Below are 15,754 nucleotides of genomic sequence, written 5' to 3'. Positions count from 1 at the left end.
CCCAAAATTAATCAGAAATTTATTTTCATGTCGTATCCTTTCCGTATCACGTGAAAGGAGCATCATATGAAAACTTTATGGAAAGTCCTAAAAATCATTTTTGGCAGCTTGGCTGCTTTGGTTTTGCTTGTATCCGTCTCGGTATTTATTTATCACCATTACCAGCTAAATAAGGAGGCGGCACTGCTGAAAGGCAAAGGCACAGTAGTCGATGTTGACGGTAAAAAGATGAATGTGTATGAAGAGGGAAGCGGGAAGGATACGTTTGTGTTTATGTCCGGTTCGGGGATTGCTGCGCCTGCTTATGAGATGAAAGGTTTGTACAGCAAGTTTTCAAAAGAAAACAAGATTGCTGTTGTTGATCGGACTGGTTATGGATACAGTGATGTGTCTAACGATGACAGAGATATTGACACGGTACTGGAACAGACGAGGAAAGCGCTTATGAAAAGCGGAAATAAGCCTCCTTATATTTTAATGCCTCATTCCATATCCGGGATTGAAGCGATGTATTGGGCGCAGAAATATCCTAAGGAAATTAAGGCGATTATTGCGATGGATATTGGATTGCCTCAGCAGTATGTCACGTATAAATTGAGCGGGATTGACAGACTGAAAGTGAGAGGGTTCCATCTGTTAACTTCGATTGGTTTTCATCGGTTTATGTCTTCCGCAGTATATAATCCTGAGGTGATTCGGCAGTCATTTTTAACTGATGAAGAAAAAGAAATCTATAAAGCCATTAACTTTAAGCAATTTTTTAATGCAGATATGGAGCATGAGCTTTTACAGTCTTACCAAAACGGCAGGAAATCTGTGAATCTGCCGGCGCCAAAAGAAACTCCCGTCTTGATTTTAGATGCGGTCTCTGACCAAAATAGACATTCAAAGTATGCCATACAAAACCGAAAAGATTATGAAGCGTTTGCGGCTCAATTTAATACAGCTGATATAAAGGAACTGAGGGGAACACACAGTATTTATTTATATCAGCCTGATCAAATATATAAACTTTCCATGGAGTTTATGAGAAAGGTTCGCTAGGATGAAGGGTTATCATATTTTAATCGTTGAAGATGATGTGATGATTGGTGATTTGCTGCAAAAGATTTTGCAGCGTGAGGGATATCATGTGATGTGGAAAACAGATGGAGCGGATGTACTTTCGGTAATTCAGAAGGTGGATTTGGTCATTATGGATGTGATGCTGCCGGGTGAAGACGGATATCAAATGTCTGCAAAAATCAAAAAGCTGGGGCTGCGTATTCCGGTCATTTTTCTCTCGGCCCGCAATGACATGGACAGCAAGCTTCAAGGTTTGCAGATCGGCGAGGATTATATGGTAAAGCCCTTTGATCCGAGAGAGCTGCTATTAAGAATGAAGAATATGCTTGAGCATCATTATGGCACCTTTACGCAAATCAAACATTTGTATATTGATGCGGAAACCAAAAAAGTGTTCAATGAAAGCTTGCATGATGAGGTGTTGTTTACTGCGATTGAGCGGAGAATTTTCTTTTATTTATATGAAAATAGGGACAGCACCCTGACAAAGGAACATTTCTTTGAATATCTGTGGCAGCTCGAAGACAGAAACCCGAATATCGTCAATGTGCACATTAAAAAAATAAGAGCCAAAATCAATGATCAAGCGGGTGAGATTATTGAAAATATATATGGAGAAGGGTATCGGCTGAATACCGTTGTGAAGAAATGAAGCTAAAGACAAAATATCAGCTGTTATTATGTACGGCCGTTATTAGTGTTCCGGTGCTATTGCTGGCGGTTAGTATTTTGATGTCTGTAATTTATGACAGCATGTTTAAACCGATGAATCATGGTATGCCTTTTCACAGGTCTTTTGCGTATCCGGCAATGCTCGTTGTATTTTTGTTATCACTCTTATTGTTAGCTTTTTTATTTTCAAAGTCGATTCATTCCCTGCTGCATAAAATCAATCTATTAAATCAAACCATTCGGCATCTGGCGAGTGATCAAAAGGTGCCCGATAAAATAGAAGTGAAACGCGCTGATGAAATCGGGGAACTGACCAAATCGGTCAATTTGTTAATTGAACGGACGACATACCGTGAACTGGAACTGAGACAGCAGGAGGAAATCAAAAAGGAACTTTTGCAAAAACTGCGTCATGACATTAATACACCTTTAACCGCTCTCAGGCTGCAGTTGTTTTATTTGGAAGGCCAATGTCATGATCCGGCCGTATTCGAATCGTTGTATCAGCAAATCGAATATATCTCGGAACTAACCAATGAATTCAATCTATATTCCGCTGAGACGTTAGAAAGTTCTTATATCGTAAATGAAGAAGTGCGCCTAAACGAGCTATTAGAAACAGCGGTGAAAAAGTGGGATTATTTATACAGTATGAATGGGATTGAATTGCACTATAAGCCAGCAGATCAAGAAGTGATATGGATGAGCAACGCGTTATGGATGCAAAGGCTGTTCGATAATATTTTTCAAAATACGTTAAAGCATTCAAAAGCTGAAAAGATGGAAGTTACGATTGAACATGGCACTGTTTCTATTCGGGATGACGGTATTGGATTTGATAAGACCGAGAACAATGAGGGGCTTGGGTTAAAGATTATTGAGGATATATGCAGACTGCTTGCCATTACTTATGAGCTGCAGACAAATGAAAATGGAACGCGGTTCTTGTTTTCAAAAGAGTGACCCCGCTGATGTTTTTCTTTCTCCCATAAAATATATATAATAGGAAGAAAGAAATGAGGTGATCAGCAATGTTTAAAAAAATCATCAAAACGATCAAGTACCTCTCAGGCAGCTCTAGTGACCGATATCGCAGACACCGGCATTACAGCAGCAGCCGGCGCAGACATTACCGCAGCTACAGCAGCAGCTCAGGCAAAAGAAGACACTACGACCGTTATGGCGGCAGTCATCGTTACAAACGCCGGAGCTACAGCAGCAGTTAATCCAAAAAAAAGTTCTTGTTCCGCTTTTGGGACAAGGGTTTTTTTATGTGACCGATTGAATGGCTCGGTTTAAATCTTCGCGAATGAAAGCGGTGTGCTGATACTCTTCATCAATGCCCAATAATTTTTTCAGCAGCAGGGTTACTTCTTTTGTGAGCGTTAATTCCTCCATCCAGGTGCCGTTTTTCTTCTTTTTTCCTTTATATTGAGAATACAGCAGGAACAACAGCGTTTCTCCAAGATCGAAGAAGTCATCCTGTTTCCTCACCTTTACTTCCTCCGTTTCTTCAGGAGTCAATTGTTTGGCAAGGCCGAAATCGATGAGGCAGAGCCTGCCGTCATTGATGATGATATTAGGCGTTCTGATGTCACTATGAAATATCAGGCGTTCATGCAGGTATTCTACAATCTCAAGGAGCTGTGAAATCAGCTGTAACGCCATGAGCTCTGTAAACGGCTGTTTTCGAAAAAATAATAATTCTTCTATATTATCTCCCTCAATGAACTGCATGACATAATAAGCTTGTCCGTCAATGATGAAATCTTCTATGAAGGCCGGGATTTGCGGGTGGTGCATGCTTTTGAGCAGTTTCATTTCCTGCTGGAACCGGACTCTTTCTTTTTCCTTTTTGGCTTTTGTGGGCCGTAGCTGTTTTAAGACATAAGATGTTTGAGTATGGACATCGGTGCACAAATAAACTAAGCCATAGCCGCCCATGCCGAGGCATTCTTCGATTCTGTATTGATTGTTCAGTAAGTCGCCGTCCTTCAGAGGACGGTCAAACAACAGTTTTTTTAGCTGTTTTAATGCCATTTGCTGCACTTCCCTTGGTTGTACTGACTATAGTGTATCAAAACGATTGCCTTCTAGGCTAAAAATAAAAAAGAGCCGGATAACCGGCTCGGTATAAGTTAAAACTGTTTTGTGACATCGTATTGATAATCTATTTTTGCTTTTACATTACTCATCGTCGATTTAGCAGTTGCTAGTGTATTATATTTAAAACTCCATACCTTTGCTACACTGAGTTGATCTGACAAGGATATATCATAAGACCCTGAAGTCGAGCTATTCACAAGAGCACGGCGCCATTCGTTGTTTTCACTCGTCATGATGAAGTGGCGTGTATTTCCCTGGCTTGGTGTTTGAGTGGCGGTTGTTTGTACTCTGGTTACGATGGCATCGCGCGGTATTTCGGATTGATTTGTTAAATCAACCTTGATCACGCTGGAGTCAGAACCTGAGGGACTAAGGCTTGTGTTTCCTTTATTTTCAGCAACGCCGCTGAACTGGAACGTTCCGCTGCCGGATTTGATTCGGTCTTCAATTGAAAGTGTGAAATACATGTTCCCGGTATAGGTACCGCGTGACACTTTCACATAGAAGGTATCCGTCGTGTTTTGAGCGTCAGCATTGGCATAGATAAATGAAGAAAAAGTGTCAGGGTTAATGACTTCTGTACCTTGTGAAACAGGTACTCTGTTCTTATCGTAAATTTCAATTTTCATCCCTGTGTACGCGCTCTGATATGTACTTCTCACGTATACTTTTTCTCCCTTATTAGCTGTAAAAGTGAAATAGGCTTCATCTTGTCCGGCTTCCAGTATCGTTGTATCGATATTCTTATATTTCCAATATCCGATCGGTGCTGCGGTATCAAATGAATTGTTTCCTGTAATAGCAGTGACTCCGGCAGCTGATGCCGAATAAGTAAAGGTGAATAAGACAGACAGCATAATAGCGAATGGAATAAGCCATTTTTTCGTCATGTAAACAACCTCCTTTTATTTCCATCATACATATTAAAGTTTCATGTGTAAATAAATGTTTTTTGAGGTTAATATATACATGGAATTGCCGATAAAAAAGGGTAAGAGAGAATTGTTCAGGAGGGAATCCAATGCGTCTGAATCGGCAATTTATCCGCACCCAGCTGATGGCACAGAACATATTGAATAGGAATGCGGCTACTAAACGCGAGAATATGGCTGAAAATACAGCAGCGATGCTGGAAAAGGCATACAGCAGGCTTGAGGCACGATCTTCAAATGAGGGAATCAACCAGTTCAATTATTCTAAAACCAGTGTGGCGGGAAACGGCGGGACTTTCAGCAAAGTGTATCAATCAGCGAATGATCGAACAGTGACAGACACAGGGGAAGAAACAGTGATTCAATCCAAAAACCCCTATGAATCTGAGAGTGATATCAGAATCAAAATACTAGATGAAAAATACAGCAGGATGAATGCGATTAACAAAACAAAGTCTGATCCATTAGGCTATATTAAGGATAAGTACCAAAATTCAAAGTCGCCTTATTTCAGAAGTGATCTGTCAGCTGCAGAAAGACAGGCTGCTTACGATAATGAAACAGAATGGCTATTCAAAGGGAAGGCGCAAAACTATAACCTGCAGGATGCTGCGTTTCGCAATGTCACGTTTAATGGAGACGTGGAGGCTGAGAATGCAAAGGTATATCAGCGAAGCCAGGTTAACCAACAGCTGCAAGTGCTGTTGAACCGAAACCATATTCACATTCCGCAGGGGATAGAGCTGACGTTTACGATTACGCCGATTGACTATAAGGTACGGGTGAGCGGGACAGACGATCAGGCACTGATTGAGCAAATTGAGCAAGTGCTGCAATCTGGAGACAACAGCAAAGAGCTATTTTTACATATCATGAAAAGCCAAAGCAGTGATTCAACACAATTTTCCGAAGAAGCATATAAAAAGTATCAGGCTGCTCGTGAGATGTATGAAGTTACAGGCTATCATTTGAAGGATTTAGAAGTGATTGACGGGCGGTATGTAACGCCTGATGGACGTGACTTATTAGACGTATATAAAGAAGAGCTTGAAAAAAATCCTCTGCAAAAACAAACGGCTTCTTATGCTATATCTCACTACCGTTCAGAGCTCAGTAAAATTGCGGAAGCCGGGTATGATACCATTCCTGATTTCATCTTATCAATTAACTACAGCAATGGATCTTTAAGAGATGTGGGGCAAAGCAAGGGCTATGGCATCGGAGATACCGGGTGGCTTGAGACATTAAAGCACCAAACGGGTGTGAATTATTAGAAAGCTGTTCATTGTGAACAGCTTATTTTTTATGAGAATCAATAGAGGGAATATAATTTTAATATTCGAATAATTTAATTATATTCATATAAAAGATTTTAATCAAAGTTCTTATTAAAAACTCTGAACAAAAGTGTTTACCTCAAAAAAACAATTGTATTTTCCAGAGAAATTTATTATGATGAAATAAGTAATTTTGGAGATTATATAACAATTTTAAGTTTGAATTTTCTGATTGTTATAACTGATTGATGAGAAAGATATGGAGGCAAGCAGACCTGCTGTTTTCTCATTTTCGAGTATTTTGTTAAGAGGAGGAAGAGGAGTGGCAAATAAAGAATTAAAGAGGGGCCTTGGCGCGCGTCATATTCAGATGATCGCCTTAGGCGGTACGATCGGTGTTGGGTTGTTTATGGGTTCTGCCAGCACGATTTCATGGACTGGCCCGTCTGTCCTTCTGGCTTATGCAATATGCGGAATTTTTATCTTTTTTATTATGCGTGCGATGGGTGAAATGCTTTATGTCGAGCCGAGCACGGGTTCTTTTGCGACATTCGGCCATCAATATATTCATCCGCTGGCAGGTTATATAACAGCTTGGAGCAACTGGTTCCAGTGGATTATCGTCGGCATGTCAGAAATTATCGCTGTCGGTTCTTATATGAAGTATTGGTTCCCGGATTTGCCTGCTTGGATACCTGGTATCGTGGCAATGGTGATTCTTGGTGCGGCGAACTTAATTTCTGTTAAGTCATTTGGCGAATTTGAGTTTTGGTTTGCGATGATTAAAATTGTGACGATTATCTTGATGATTATTGCGGGAATCGGGATTATTTTCTTCGGGTTTGGCAACGGCGGAGATGCGATCGGATTGTCGAACCTGTGGTCTCACGGGGGCTTCTTTGCGGGCGGTTTCTCAGGTTTCTTCTTTGCACTGTCTCTCGTCATTGCGGCCTATCAAGGAGTTGAGCTGATCGGGATTACAGCCGGTGAAGCGAAGGACCCGCAAAACACGCTAAGAAGTGCGATTCAAAGTATTATCTGGCGTATTTTGATTTTCTATATTGGCGCTATCTTTGTGATCGTGACAGTTTATCCTTGGGATGAGCTCAATTCACTTGGAAGCCCGTTCGTGTCTACGTTCGCGAAAATCGGAATTACGGCAGCCGCCGGCATTATTAACTTTGTCGTGATTACAGCGGCAATGTCCGGCTGTAACAGCGGTATTTTCAGTGCGGGCCGTATGCTTTATACATTAGGCGTCAATGGACAAGCGCCGAAATTCTTTAAGAAGATTTCACGCAACGGTGTGCCGCTGTATGGCACAATTGCGGTACTGATCGGTTTGGCTGTCGGTGTTGTGCTGAACTATATTGCGCCGCCGAAGATCTTTGTATATGTATACAGCGCAAGCGTGCTGCCCGGCATGATTCCTTGGTTTATCATTTTGATCAGTCACATCGGATTCAGAAAAGCGAAGGGCGCTGCATTAGATAAACATCCATTCAAAATGCCGTTTGCACCTTTCACAAACTATTTGACGATTGCTTTCTTGCTGATGGTTCTGGTCGGCATGTGGTTTAATGATGATACTCGTATTTCTCTGATTGTAGGCGTGATATTCTTAGCCCTTGTGGTCATGAGTTATTATGTGTTTGGGATTGGCAAACGTGCGCAGGCCAATTTGACAAAAAGCAGCCAAGCGGCTGAATAACCATAGAAAAAAGAGACATTCACGGATGTCTCTTTTTTTATTTTTGGCGTATGGATTTTCCCTATTTCAGCAAGCTATAGGGTAAAGATAGCAGAAGGAAAGGTGTTCAAAAATGGATGTTACACTCGGTTATTTGCGCGAATCACTTTCAAACCATCTTGAAAATGAAGTCTGCCAGCGGATTTGCAAGAAGATGCTGGCGAAGCGGTATGTGAATGAAGAGGAATTTGTAAAAGACTTAGATGACAATGAAATGTCTTTTTTGAACCATGTATTAGAGAAAGAAATTAAGTATGCCCAGAATGAACAGGATCAAAAACGGGCCAAGGAATTAAACGAGGTGTATGAATTACTGCTTTGAAAGGCGGGGAAGAAATGGGAGCAATTGAACGAAGCGGATATACATTTCAGCCGGAGTTTAGCGTCGTCCGTCAAAATGGAGCCATCCATGTGTACCATCACGGAGAATTTGTGGAAGAAATCGAATTTGAATTTAACGGAGAATATCCGGATCATGATTTGATTGAAGAGCTAGTGAATCATTATTGTTTTGAGCATGAGATTTAGAGCCCTGCCTATTTGCGGGGCTCCTTCATTTAGGATGTGATCAGGCCATACTTTCTCAGGATATCCACTGTGATGTTTTTGGCTTTTGTGCCGGAATCATCAACATTGGTGACAAAAATATAAGAGCCATGCTCTGTTTTGATGAATCCGACAAACCAGCCTAATCCCATGTCTGTCAGGCGGGTTCCGGTTTTTCCGTAGAGCGTGTAGTGATCTCCTTCCTCTTGAATCATCATGCGCTTGACGGTTTTCATCACCGATTTGTCAAATGGAAGCTCCTCTTTAAAAAATTTCTCCAAAAAGGCTTCTTGTTCCAACGGAGATATTGTCAGAGAGCTTTGCAGCCAAAACTGGTCGATTCCCCCGCTGATATCTTCGTTGCCGTATGACAGCGTATGAAGCCATGTTTTCATCCTTTCCTCACCGATATCTCTCGCTAATGCTTGATAATACCAGATGGCGGATTCCCGCATGGCCGAGCCTAGTGTATGGTCGCGGTTCCATGATTCGAATTCGCGCTTTACCCCGTCCCACCGTTTGACATCGTATTCATCCCGAACAGCTTGTACCTGTAACCCGATTAAGGCGTTTACGACCTTAAAGGTGGACTGCGGGGTTTGTCTTTTGTTTGCCCGTTCTCTGTTGTAGACAAAGGTCTTATCCTTTTGCACATCGTGAAGAATGAAGGTTCCATCCGTATCCTTGAATTCGTCATCGACATTCATTCGGCTGACATTCAGGTGTTTTTCATAGGCAGACGTTGCTGCGTGGACGGAAAAGCCGCCGATCCCTGCAATACTCAGCACAAGCACAACATATATCCATTTCTTCATTTTGTTCTCCCCTTTGTTTTGATCAACTACCTTTTCTCTATTTCTTCTGCTCTTCCTCTAAAAAGTTGCTCATAAAAACGCTTAAATTTGGTTTCGTAAACAAATACTGTTATTGGGTTTATGCTTGTAGGATTAAGTGAAAATAGAGGGTAAAAAGGAAGGCAGGGTAAGCGAATGAATGAGCAGATTCCACATGACAAAAGTCTCGACAACAGCCTGACGCTGATGCAGGAAGGATATTTGTTTATTAAAAACAGAACAGAGCGCTATCAATCAGATCTGTTTCAGGCTCGTTTAATGGGAAAAACCTTTATATGCATGACCGGTGCTGAGGCCGCGAAGGTGTTTTATGATACTGAGCGGTTTCAGCGGCAGAACGCTGTGCCGAAGCGGGTGCAGAAAACGCTGTTTGGCGTAAATGCGATTCAGACGATGGATGGGGGCGCACATATCCATCGGAAGATGCTTTTTCTATCATTAATGACACCGCCGCATCAAAAGCGGCTGGCTGAGCTGATGACAGAGGAGTGGGAAGCGGCAGTCACGAGATGGGAGAAGGCAGATCAGGTTGTGTTATTTGAAGAAGCAAAAGAAATTCTATGCCGGGTTGCGTGCTATTGGGCAGGTGTTCCGCTGAAGGAAACGGAAGTCAAAGAGCGGGCAGATGACTTCATCGATATGGTTGACGCGTTTGGTGCTGTGGGGCCGCGGCATTGGAAGGGAAGACGAGCAAGGCCGCGTGCGGAAGAGTGGATTGAAAGAATGATTGAAGATGTTCGTGCCGGCTTGCTGAAAACATCTGCCGGAACAGCACAGCATGAGATGGCTTTTCATACACAAGAAGATGGAAGCCAGCTGGATTCCCGAATGGCAGCCATTGAGCTGATGAATGTACTGAGGCCTATTGTTGCTATTTCTTACTTTCTTGTGTTTTCAGCTTTGGCGCTTCATGAACATCCGAAGTATAAGGAATGGCTGCGGTCTGGAAGCAGCCGGGAAAGAGAAATGTTTGTGCAGGAGGTCCGCAGATATTATCCGTTTGGCCCGTTTGTAGGGGCGCTTGTCAAAAAGGACTTTGAATGGAATAACTGTGAGTTTAAGAAGGGCACATCGGTACTGCTTGATGTTTATGGAACGAATCACGATCCTCGCTTATGGGATCATCCTGAAGAATTTCGGCCGGAGCGATTTGCGGAGCGGGAGGAAAATCCGTTTGATTTGATTCCTCAAGGCGGGGGACACGCCGAGAAAGGCCATCGCTGTCCAGGGGAAGGCATTACAATTGAAGTCATGAAAGCGAGCCTGGATTTTCTCGTCAATCAGATTGAATACGACGTGCCGGAACAATCGCTGCATTACAGTCTCGCCAGAATGCCGTCATTGCCTGAAAGCGGCTTTGTGATGAGCGGAATCAGACGGAAAAGTTAAATCAAAAAGCTCTCTTCCTTATCGAAGAGAGCTTTTTGATTACTTCTTTTTTTCATCGTAGTATTGGACGGGGTACATGGAGCCTTCTGATACCATTTTGTTGTCTTCGATATCTTCCGGGTGCGGGTGTCCTGCTTTATCGACTGGGAACGTGTCCATGTCTGGCTGTTTGGTCATTTTCATTTTCATGCTGTGAATGAATTCTCTTGCCTTTTGGCGATTTGACGGGTCTTTTAATAGATAAGAAGTGATGCCTACGGTTGAAACAGCGAGACCTGAAAGTAACAGCTTTTGTTTCATGGTAATACTCCTTTCTATTGTAAGAGTAGTGTTTCCTGTATCATTCCCGTTTTGCTTATGGCTAAACCTATTGTGTTTTTATTATTGATATTTGAAGTAAATTCCATTTAGAAAGAAACTAATGACTTCATTCCTGTATTGGAAGGTAATATACATTGACTTATTATCATTATTAGCCACAATTCGATAAATATTGACAAAGTGAAGTAATCAGAATAATAATATAATTAGCAAGATAATGTCATCATACATGAAAGGTGTTTACGATATGAATCAATTGCATCGAAGAATGGGAACGTTTTCCCTCATGATGGTCGGGCTCGGATCGATGATCGGTTCAGGCTGGCTGTTTGGGGCTTGGCGTGCGGCCCAAATAGCAGGGCCAGCTGCTATTATTTCATGGATTATTGGAATGGTCGTTATTTTATTTATTGCTCTTTCTTACAGTGAATTAGGTTCTATGTTCCCTGAAGCCGGGGGAATGGTAAAATATACGCAATATTCACACGGTTCGTTTATTGGATTTATCGCAGGCTGGGCCAACTGGATTGCGATTGTGTCCGTTATTCCGGTTGAAGCGGTGGCCTCTGTTCAATATATGAGCTCGTGGCCTTGGGAATGGGCGAAATGGACAAGCGGTTTAGTGAAGAATGGAACGCTGACTGGGGAAGGACTCGCATTTGCCTCTGTATTGCTTCTCATTTATTTTCTGCTGAACTACTGGACAGTCAATCTATTTTCCAAAGCGAATTCACTCATTACGATTTTTAAAATTATTATTCCGGGCCTGACGATTGGAGCTTTGCTGTTTGTCGGGTTTCACGGAGAAAACTTTACGGCCGGTCAAAGCATTGCGCCGAATGGCTGGGCGAGTGTGCTGACGGCGGTTGCAACTTCCGGTATCGTGTTTGCATTTAACGGTTTCCAAAGCCCGATCAATATGGCGGGTGAAGCGAAAAATCCGGGAAGATCGATTCCGATTGCGGTTGTCGGCTCCCTTTTCGTTGCGACAGTGATTTATGTACTGCTGCAGGTAGCCTTCATCGGAGCGGTGAATCCTTCTGATATCGCTCACGGCTGGAGCCATCTGAATTTTAATTCTCCTTTTGCTGATTTGGCGATTGCGCTGAATATTAACTGGCTTGTCATTGTGTTGTATGCGGATGCGTTTGTGTCACCGTCTGGCACAGGGATTACGTATACAGCGACAACGTCCCGCATGATTTACGGAATGGAGAAAAACAAATACATGCCGAGTATATTCGGGAAACTTCATCCGATTTACGGCGTTCCGCGCCAAGCGATGTTTTTTAACTTGATTGTTTCGTTCATCTTTTTGTTCCTGTTCAGAGGGTGGGGCGTGTTAGCGGAAATTATTTCTGTCGCCACGTTAATTTCGTATATCACCGGCCCGATTACAGTAATGACTTTGAGACGGACGGGGAAAGACCTGTACAGGCCTCTTCGTTTAAAAGGCTTAAGCGTGATTGCGCCGCTTGGGTTTATCTTTGCGTCGCTGGTGCTGTATTGGGCACGCTGGCCGTTAACAGGACAGGTTCTGTTTATTATCCTGATCGGTCTTCCAATTTATTTCTATTATCAGGCGAAGGCGAAATGGAAAGGGTTTGGCCAAAACTTTAAGGCCGGCGTCTGGATGGTGTTTTATCTGCTGGTCATGATGATTATATCTTATTTGGGCAGTGATAAATTCGGCGGCCTGAATGTCATTCATTACGGCTGGGATATGGTTCTGATTGCGGTTGTATCACTTGTATTCTATGTGTGGGCGCTGAAGAGCGGCTATCAGACAGAATACTTAAAGGATGCGAAAGAGATTAATTCTCAGCTGTTTAACGGACAGTCAGAAGCTGCTGCCGGAAAAGAATAAATGAAAAACCTTGCGCTGTGGGCGCAAGGTTTTTTTCTTTTAATGACCCTTTTTTACTTTGTGGAAAAGGTCAGGATAGTTGGTGAACACTCCTGTCACTCCCCAGTCAAGCAGGCGGCGCATATCTGCTTCTGTATTGACTGTGTAAGGGTGAAGCAGTAGGCCGTGGCTGCGGATTATGCTGACGTTTTCAGCATTCAGTGCTTTGTAATCCGGACCCGCACCGACAGCGTATGTTTTGATTTCGTCCAGGTCAGCATCTGTCATTGACGCCATTTGTTTGGCTTCCAGCAATTGAACAGTTGGCAGGTTTGGCTGTAATTGATGGATTTTTACCAGACTTTCTTTGCTGAACGATTGAATGATTACTTGGCCGGGCTTAGCATGTTTGCCTAGTAATTTATGTTTCTGTAAAGAAGCGATCAGTTTTTCTTCCATGCCTGGGTAGGTGTCAGGCGATTTTGTTTCAATGTAGTAGTTCGCGTGTTTTCCGAAACGGTTTAATACTTCATCTAATGTAGGAACTTTAAGGCCGGCGTACTTCGGCTTTGCTTTTTCCGGATAGGCTTCATTAAACCAAGAACCGGCATCAAGTTTCTTAATGTCCGCAAGCGTATGGTCTTTCACCCAGCCCGTTCCGTTTGTGGTGCGGTCCAGTTTTTCATCATGCATGACAATCAATTTGCCGTCTTTTGTCATTTGCAGATCCAGTTCAATATAGTCTGCTTTCATTTTCTGAGCGGTTTCGTAAGACAGGATCGTGTGCTCAGGCACATATCCGGAAGCCCCTCTGTGCGCAACCGTCAGGATACGGTCAGGTGACAGCAGGTTTCCTTTTGACGCTGCCGACACTGGTGTTACCATAAATGAGAGTAAGCCCAGCGACAGAAGAACCAGGGCCAGTATTCTATTTTTTCGCATGATTTCTCCTCCTTATAGATAGGCAGTACCTGTCTTTCATATTAAAAAACAGATGTAAACGGCGTGTTGGAAAACTATTAATCTTTTATGTTTCTTTCTTAAACGTGCTCAGCCCGTTTTCCTGTATTCCACGTCATAGCTAAAAAGACGATAGCAAGAATGCAGGAAGAGATCAGCATAATAAAGCCGCCGTTCCAATCAAACCGGTCAACGACAAAGCCCATAATGGCGTTGGCGAAAGCAGATCCGCCGATGTATCCAAAAAATCCGGTCAAACCGGCTGCAGTTCCGGCTGCTTTTTTGGGCGCGAGATCAATCGCTTGCAGGCCGATCAGCATAACAGGTCCGTAGATTAAGAAGCCAATACTGATCAGGGCGATGTTGTCTACCAGCGGATTGCCGGCCGGATTCAGCCAGTACACCAATACGGCAATGAAAACGCCCGCCATAAACAAAACGCCTGCCGGTGCCCGTCGGCTTTTGAAGAATCGGTCACTGATCCATCCGCACAAGATGGTTCCCGGTATGCCGGCGTATTCGTAAAGAAAATACGACCAGCGCGAGTCTTCAGGAGAAAAGCCTTTGGCTTCTGTTAAGTAAGTAGGCGCCCAGTCAACCACGCCGTACCGCACGAAATAAACAAATACATTGGCAAACGCGATGTACCAAAGAAATTTATTGTTCAGTACATATTGAAAAAGAATTTCTTTTGTTGTTAATTCTTTTTCCTGATTTTTAAAAGCGTGTTTTGGATAGTCATTCCGATACTCTTCAATTGGCGGAAGTCCGCAAGATTGAGGCGTATCGCGCACCAATAAAACAATCAAAAATGAAATGATAATGGCAATGATGGCAGGGAAGAAAAACACGCTTTTCCAAGTCACGAACATCGCGATGCCAAGAGTGACAAGCGGTGCGAGAATTCCGCCGCCTATGTTATGGGCGACATTCCAGATCGACATTTTGGTGCCGCGTTCACTAATGGAAAACCAATGGGCCATCGTCCTTCCGCATGGCGGCCAGCCCATTCCTTGAAACCATCCGTTGATAAACATAAAGATAAACATGATGGTGACGCTCGAAGTCACCCAAGGCATTGAAACGAAAAGGATATTAACAATTGCTGATAAAAATAAGCCTGTCGCAAGAAAATACCTTGGGTTACAGCGATCAGACACCATGCCCATAATAAATTTGCTGAATCCGTACGCAATCGACACAGCGGCCAGCACTAAGCCCAGTTCTGTTTTTGAAAACCCCTGTTCCTGCAGATAAGGAATGGCAAAGGCAAAGTTTTTCCGCAGCAGATAGTAGCCTGCGTAGCCGATGAAAATACCAATGAATACTTGCAGCCTTAGTCTTTTATAAGCCGCATCCGTCTTTGAATCATCCAGTCTCTCAATATGAGGAGCCGGTTTAAATATATGAAACATCAAAATCATCCCCCTTTGCTGTTTGTGCTGGATGTGTGGTGTGCCTCCTTTCTGAAAAATAAAAAGAGCCAGAAAACACCCCTTGTTAAAAAGGGGATTGATTCCTGGCTCTCCTCATCTCCATCCAAGCTATTAACTTATCGTGATAGCGCTTTCTTAAATTATCATAGTCCGGAGTGAATGTAAACGGGTAATTTTCAAATTGGATTTTAAAATTCTTCTTACTTATTGCGGTTATGTTTTTTTGCAGGCAGCATAAAAATTTGGAGGGAGGCTGTTGCAGGTGGATGAATTAGATATTGCATTCGGTATTTTACCGTTAGGGATTATATTGATATCGGTTGCCGGGACTTGTGTTTGTAAAAACGTGTATCTCATGCCAATGCTTAGTCTGCTCATTTCGTTAGTGCTCACTTTTACCATTTTTAACGAATCATTTTTAGGGTGGGTTGTTGTCTATAGCTTGGTTTCGCTGGCTTTATCCTATATCACATTGATTGTGATCAGGAAAAGAAAAGCTTCAGGAAAATGAAAATGCCCCACTTTCTAACATATCGTTGACTATGGCAACTATATTTGATTATAATTGACTTAATCAACGATATAAGAAAGTGGGGATGA

16 protein-coding genes and 1 pseudogene are annotated in these 15,754 nt (G+C 42.7%); 11 read left to right on the top strand and 6 right to left on the bottom strand.

Annotated elements, in window-relative coordinates; all coding sequences use genetic code 11:
- Nucleotides 1–66 precede the first annotated feature (66 nt).
- The 4 genes and pseudogenes from LWH95_RS03740 to LWH95_RS03725 all read left to right on the top strand — a co-directional run bounded on the left by LWH95_RS03740 (nt 67) and on the right by LWH95_RS03725 (nt 3,022).
- On the top strand, nt 67–1,044 hold the full coding sequence (locus LWH95_RS03740; RefSeq protein WP_133488682.1) for an alpha/beta fold hydrolase: 978 nt from the start codon (nt 67–69) through the stop codon (nt 1,042–1,044).
- Between the two features lies 1 nt (nt 1,045).
- Nucleotides 1,046–1,717 carry a two-component system response regulator YbdJ gene (ybdJ, locus tag LWH95_RS03735; RefSeq protein WP_232918986.1) on the top strand — a complete coding sequence of 224 codons (672 nt, stop codon included), beginning with the start codon at nt 1,046–1,048 and terminating at the stop codon, nt 1,715–1,717.
- Complete coding sequence (locus LWH95_RS03730) at nt 1,714–2,700, top strand: sensor histidine kinase (RefSeq protein ID WP_166638387.1); 987 nt, start codon at nt 1,714–1,716, stop codon at nt 2,698–2,700. Before ybdJ ends, LWH95_RS03730 begins: the two co-directional genes overlap by 4 nt.
- Before the next feature lie 117 nt (nt 2,701–2,817).
- Nucleotides 2,818–3,022 (top strand): annotated as a pseudogene (locus tag LWH95_RS03725) (hypothetical protein).
- On the opposite strand, the gene LWH95_RS03720 reads toward LWH95_RS03725, so the two are convergent.
- Together LWH95_RS03720 and LWH95_RS03715 are read right to left on the bottom strand one after the other, a co-directional pair.
- On the bottom strand, nt 3,007–3,777 hold the full coding sequence (locus LWH95_RS03720; protein ID WP_133488678.1) for a serine/threonine protein kinase: 771 nt from the start codon (nt 3,775–3,777) through the stop codon (nt 3,007–3,009). The pseudogene LWH95_RS03725 and the gene LWH95_RS03720 overlap by 16 nt on opposite strands.
- A gap of 98 nt (nt 3,778–3,875) precedes the next feature.
- A complete protein-coding gene (locus LWH95_RS03715; protein WP_133488676.1) occupies nt 3,876–4,733 on the bottom strand; it encodes a hypothetical protein in 858 nt (285 codons plus the stop codon).
- A gap of 131 nt (nt 4,734–4,864) precedes the next feature.
- On the opposite strand from LWH95_RS03715, the gene LWH95_RS03710 reads away from it, so the two are divergent.
- The 4 genes from LWH95_RS03710 (at nt 4,865) to LWH95_RS03695 (ending at nt 8,330) form a co-directional block, all read left to right on the top strand.
- Complete coding sequence (locus LWH95_RS03710; protein ID WP_133488674.1) at nt 4,865–6,049, top strand: DUF4885 domain-containing protein; 1,185 nt, start codon at nt 4,865–4,867, stop codon at nt 6,047–6,049.
- A gap of 325 nt (nt 6,050–6,374) precedes the next feature.
- Nucleotides 6,375–7,763 (top strand): amino acid permease, encoded by a 1,389-nt coding sequence (locus tag LWH95_RS03705; RefSeq protein WP_019257328.1) that lies wholly within the window; start codon nt 6,375–6,377, stop codon nt 7,761–7,763.
- 112 nt (nt 7,764–7,875) lie between these two features.
- Nucleotides 7,876–8,124, top strand: coding sequence for a sigma-G-dependent sporulation-specific acid-soluble spore protein CsgA (gene csgA, locus LWH95_RS03700; protein WP_003241413.1), 249 nt, complete (start codon nt 7,876–7,878; stop codon nt 8,122–8,124).
- 14 nt (nt 8,125–8,138) lie between these two features.
- Complete coding sequence (locus LWH95_RS03695; protein WP_029316749.1) at nt 8,139–8,330, top strand: DUF5370 family protein; 192 nt, start codon at nt 8,139–8,141, stop codon at nt 8,328–8,330.
- A 29-nt stretch (nt 8,331–8,359) separates the two neighbouring features.
- Here LWH95_RS03695 and blaOXA read toward each other — a convergent pair whose 3' ends face one another.
- Entirely contained in the window at nt 8,360–9,163 is an 804-nt protein-coding gene (gene blaOXA, locus LWH95_RS03690; RefSeq protein WP_232918985.1) for a class D beta-lactamase, read from the bottom strand.
- Between the two features lie 174 nt (nt 9,164–9,337).
- On the opposite strand from blaOXA, the gene LWH95_RS03685 reads away from it, so the two are divergent.
- A complete protein-coding gene (locus tag LWH95_RS03685) occupies nt 9,338–10,591 on the top strand; it encodes a cytochrome P450 (protein WP_232918984.1) in 1,254 nt (417 codons plus the stop codon).
- Nucleotides 10,592–10,630: 39 nt separating this feature from the next.
- On the opposite strand, the gene LWH95_RS03680 is transcribed toward LWH95_RS03685, so the two are convergent.
- Nucleotides 10,631–10,891, bottom strand: a complete 261-nt coding sequence (locus LWH95_RS03680; RefSeq protein WP_003241409.1) for a hypothetical protein — start codon at nt 10,889–10,891, stop codon at nt 10,631–10,633.
- Nucleotides 10,892–11,159: 268 nt separating this feature from the next.
- On the opposite strand from LWH95_RS03680, the gene LWH95_RS03675 reads away from it, so the two are divergent.
- Complete coding sequence (locus LWH95_RS03675) at nt 11,160–12,779, top strand: APC family permease (RefSeq protein WP_232918983.1); 1,620 nt, start codon at nt 11,160–11,162, stop codon at nt 12,777–12,779.
- 39 nt (nt 12,780–12,818) lie between these two features.
- Here the strand turns inward: LWH95_RS03675 and LWH95_RS03670 are convergent, their stop codons facing one another.
- Nucleotides 12,819–13,700 carry a glycerophosphodiester phosphodiesterase gene (locus tag LWH95_RS03670; RefSeq protein ID WP_232918982.1) on the bottom strand — a complete coding sequence of 294 codons (882 nt, stop codon included), beginning with the start codon at nt 13,698–13,700 and terminating at the stop codon, nt 12,819–12,821.
- Nucleotides 13,701–13,798: 98 nt separating this feature from the next.
- Nucleotides 13,799–15,133 carry a glycerol-3-phosphate transporter gene (gene glpT, locus LWH95_RS03665; RefSeq protein WP_003241404.1) on the bottom strand — a complete coding sequence of 445 codons (1,335 nt, stop codon included), beginning with the start codon at nt 15,131–15,133 and terminating at the stop codon, nt 13,799–13,801.
- Nucleotides 15,134–15,416: 283 nt separating this feature from the next.
- Between glpT and LWH95_RS03660 the strand changes: the two genes are divergently transcribed.
- Entirely contained in the window at nt 15,417–15,665 is a 249-nt protein-coding gene (locus LWH95_RS03660; protein WP_003241403.1) for a YbeF family protein, read from the top strand.
- The last annotated feature ends 89 nt before the right edge of the window (nt 15,666–15,754 follow it).

It is taken from the genome of Bacillus sp. G16 (assembly GCF_021282335.1).
GTDB lineage: Bacteria > Bacillota > Bacilli > Bacillales > Bacillaceae > Bacillus > Bacillus inaquosorum.
Note: the sequence above shows the minus strand (reverse complement) of the source record. Positions and strands in the feature narration are given on the sequence as shown.

What these genes read in the sequence shown, in the direction of transcription:
- LWH95_RS03740 (WP_133488682.1), top strand. Translation starts at nt 67, where the DNA reads ATGAAAACTTTATGGAAAGTCCTAAAAATCATTTTTGGCAGCTTGGCT.
- ybdJ (WP_232918986.1), top strand. Translation starts at nt 1,046, where the DNA reads ATGAAGGGTTATCATATTTTAATCGTTGAAGATGATGTGATGATTGGT.
- LWH95_RS03730 (WP_166638387.1), top strand. Translation starts at nt 1,714, where the DNA reads ATGAAGCTAAAGACAAAATATCAGCTGTTATTATGTACGGCCGTTATT.
- LWH95_RS03720 (WP_133488678.1), bottom strand. Translation starts at nt 3,777, where the DNA reads ATGGCATTAAAACAGCTAAAAAAACTGTTGTTTGACCGTCCTCTGAAG.
- LWH95_RS03715 (WP_133488676.1), bottom strand. Translation starts at nt 4,733, where the DNA reads ATGACGAAAAAATGGCTTATTCCATTCGCTATTATGCTGTCTGTCTTA.
- LWH95_RS03710 (WP_133488674.1), top strand. Translation starts at nt 4,865, where the DNA reads ATGCGTCTGAATCGGCAATTTATCCGCACCCAGCTGATGGCACAGAAC.
- csgA (WP_003241413.1), top strand. Translation starts at nt 7,876, where the DNA reads ATGGATGTTACACTCGGTTATTTGCGCGAATCACTTTCAAACCATCTT.
- LWH95_RS03695 (WP_029316749.1), top strand. Translation starts at nt 8,139, where the DNA reads ATGGGAGCAATTGAACGAAGCGGATATACATTTCAGCCGGAGTTTAGC.
- blaOXA (WP_232918985.1), bottom strand. Translation starts at nt 9,163, where the DNA reads ATGAAGAAATGGATATATGTTGTGCTTGTGCTGAGTATTGCAGGGATC.
- LWH95_RS03685 (WP_232918984.1), top strand. Translation starts at nt 9,338, where the DNA reads ATGAATGAGCAGATTCCACATGACAAAAGTCTCGACAACAGCCTGACG.
- LWH95_RS03680 (WP_003241409.1), bottom strand. Translation starts at nt 10,891, where the DNA reads ATGAAACAAAAGCTGTTACTTTCAGGTCTCGCTGTTTCAACCGTAGGC.
- LWH95_RS03675 (WP_232918983.1), top strand. Translation starts at nt 11,160, where the DNA reads ATGAATCAATTGCATCGAAGAATGGGAACGTTTTCCCTCATGATGGTC.
- LWH95_RS03670 (WP_232918982.1), bottom strand. Translation starts at nt 13,700, where the DNA reads ATGCGAAAAAATAGAATACTGGCCCTGGTTCTTCTGTCGCTGGGCTTA.
- glpT (WP_003241404.1), bottom strand. Translation starts at nt 15,133, where the DNA reads ATGTTTCATATATTTAAACCGGCTCCTCATATTGAGAGACTGGATGAT.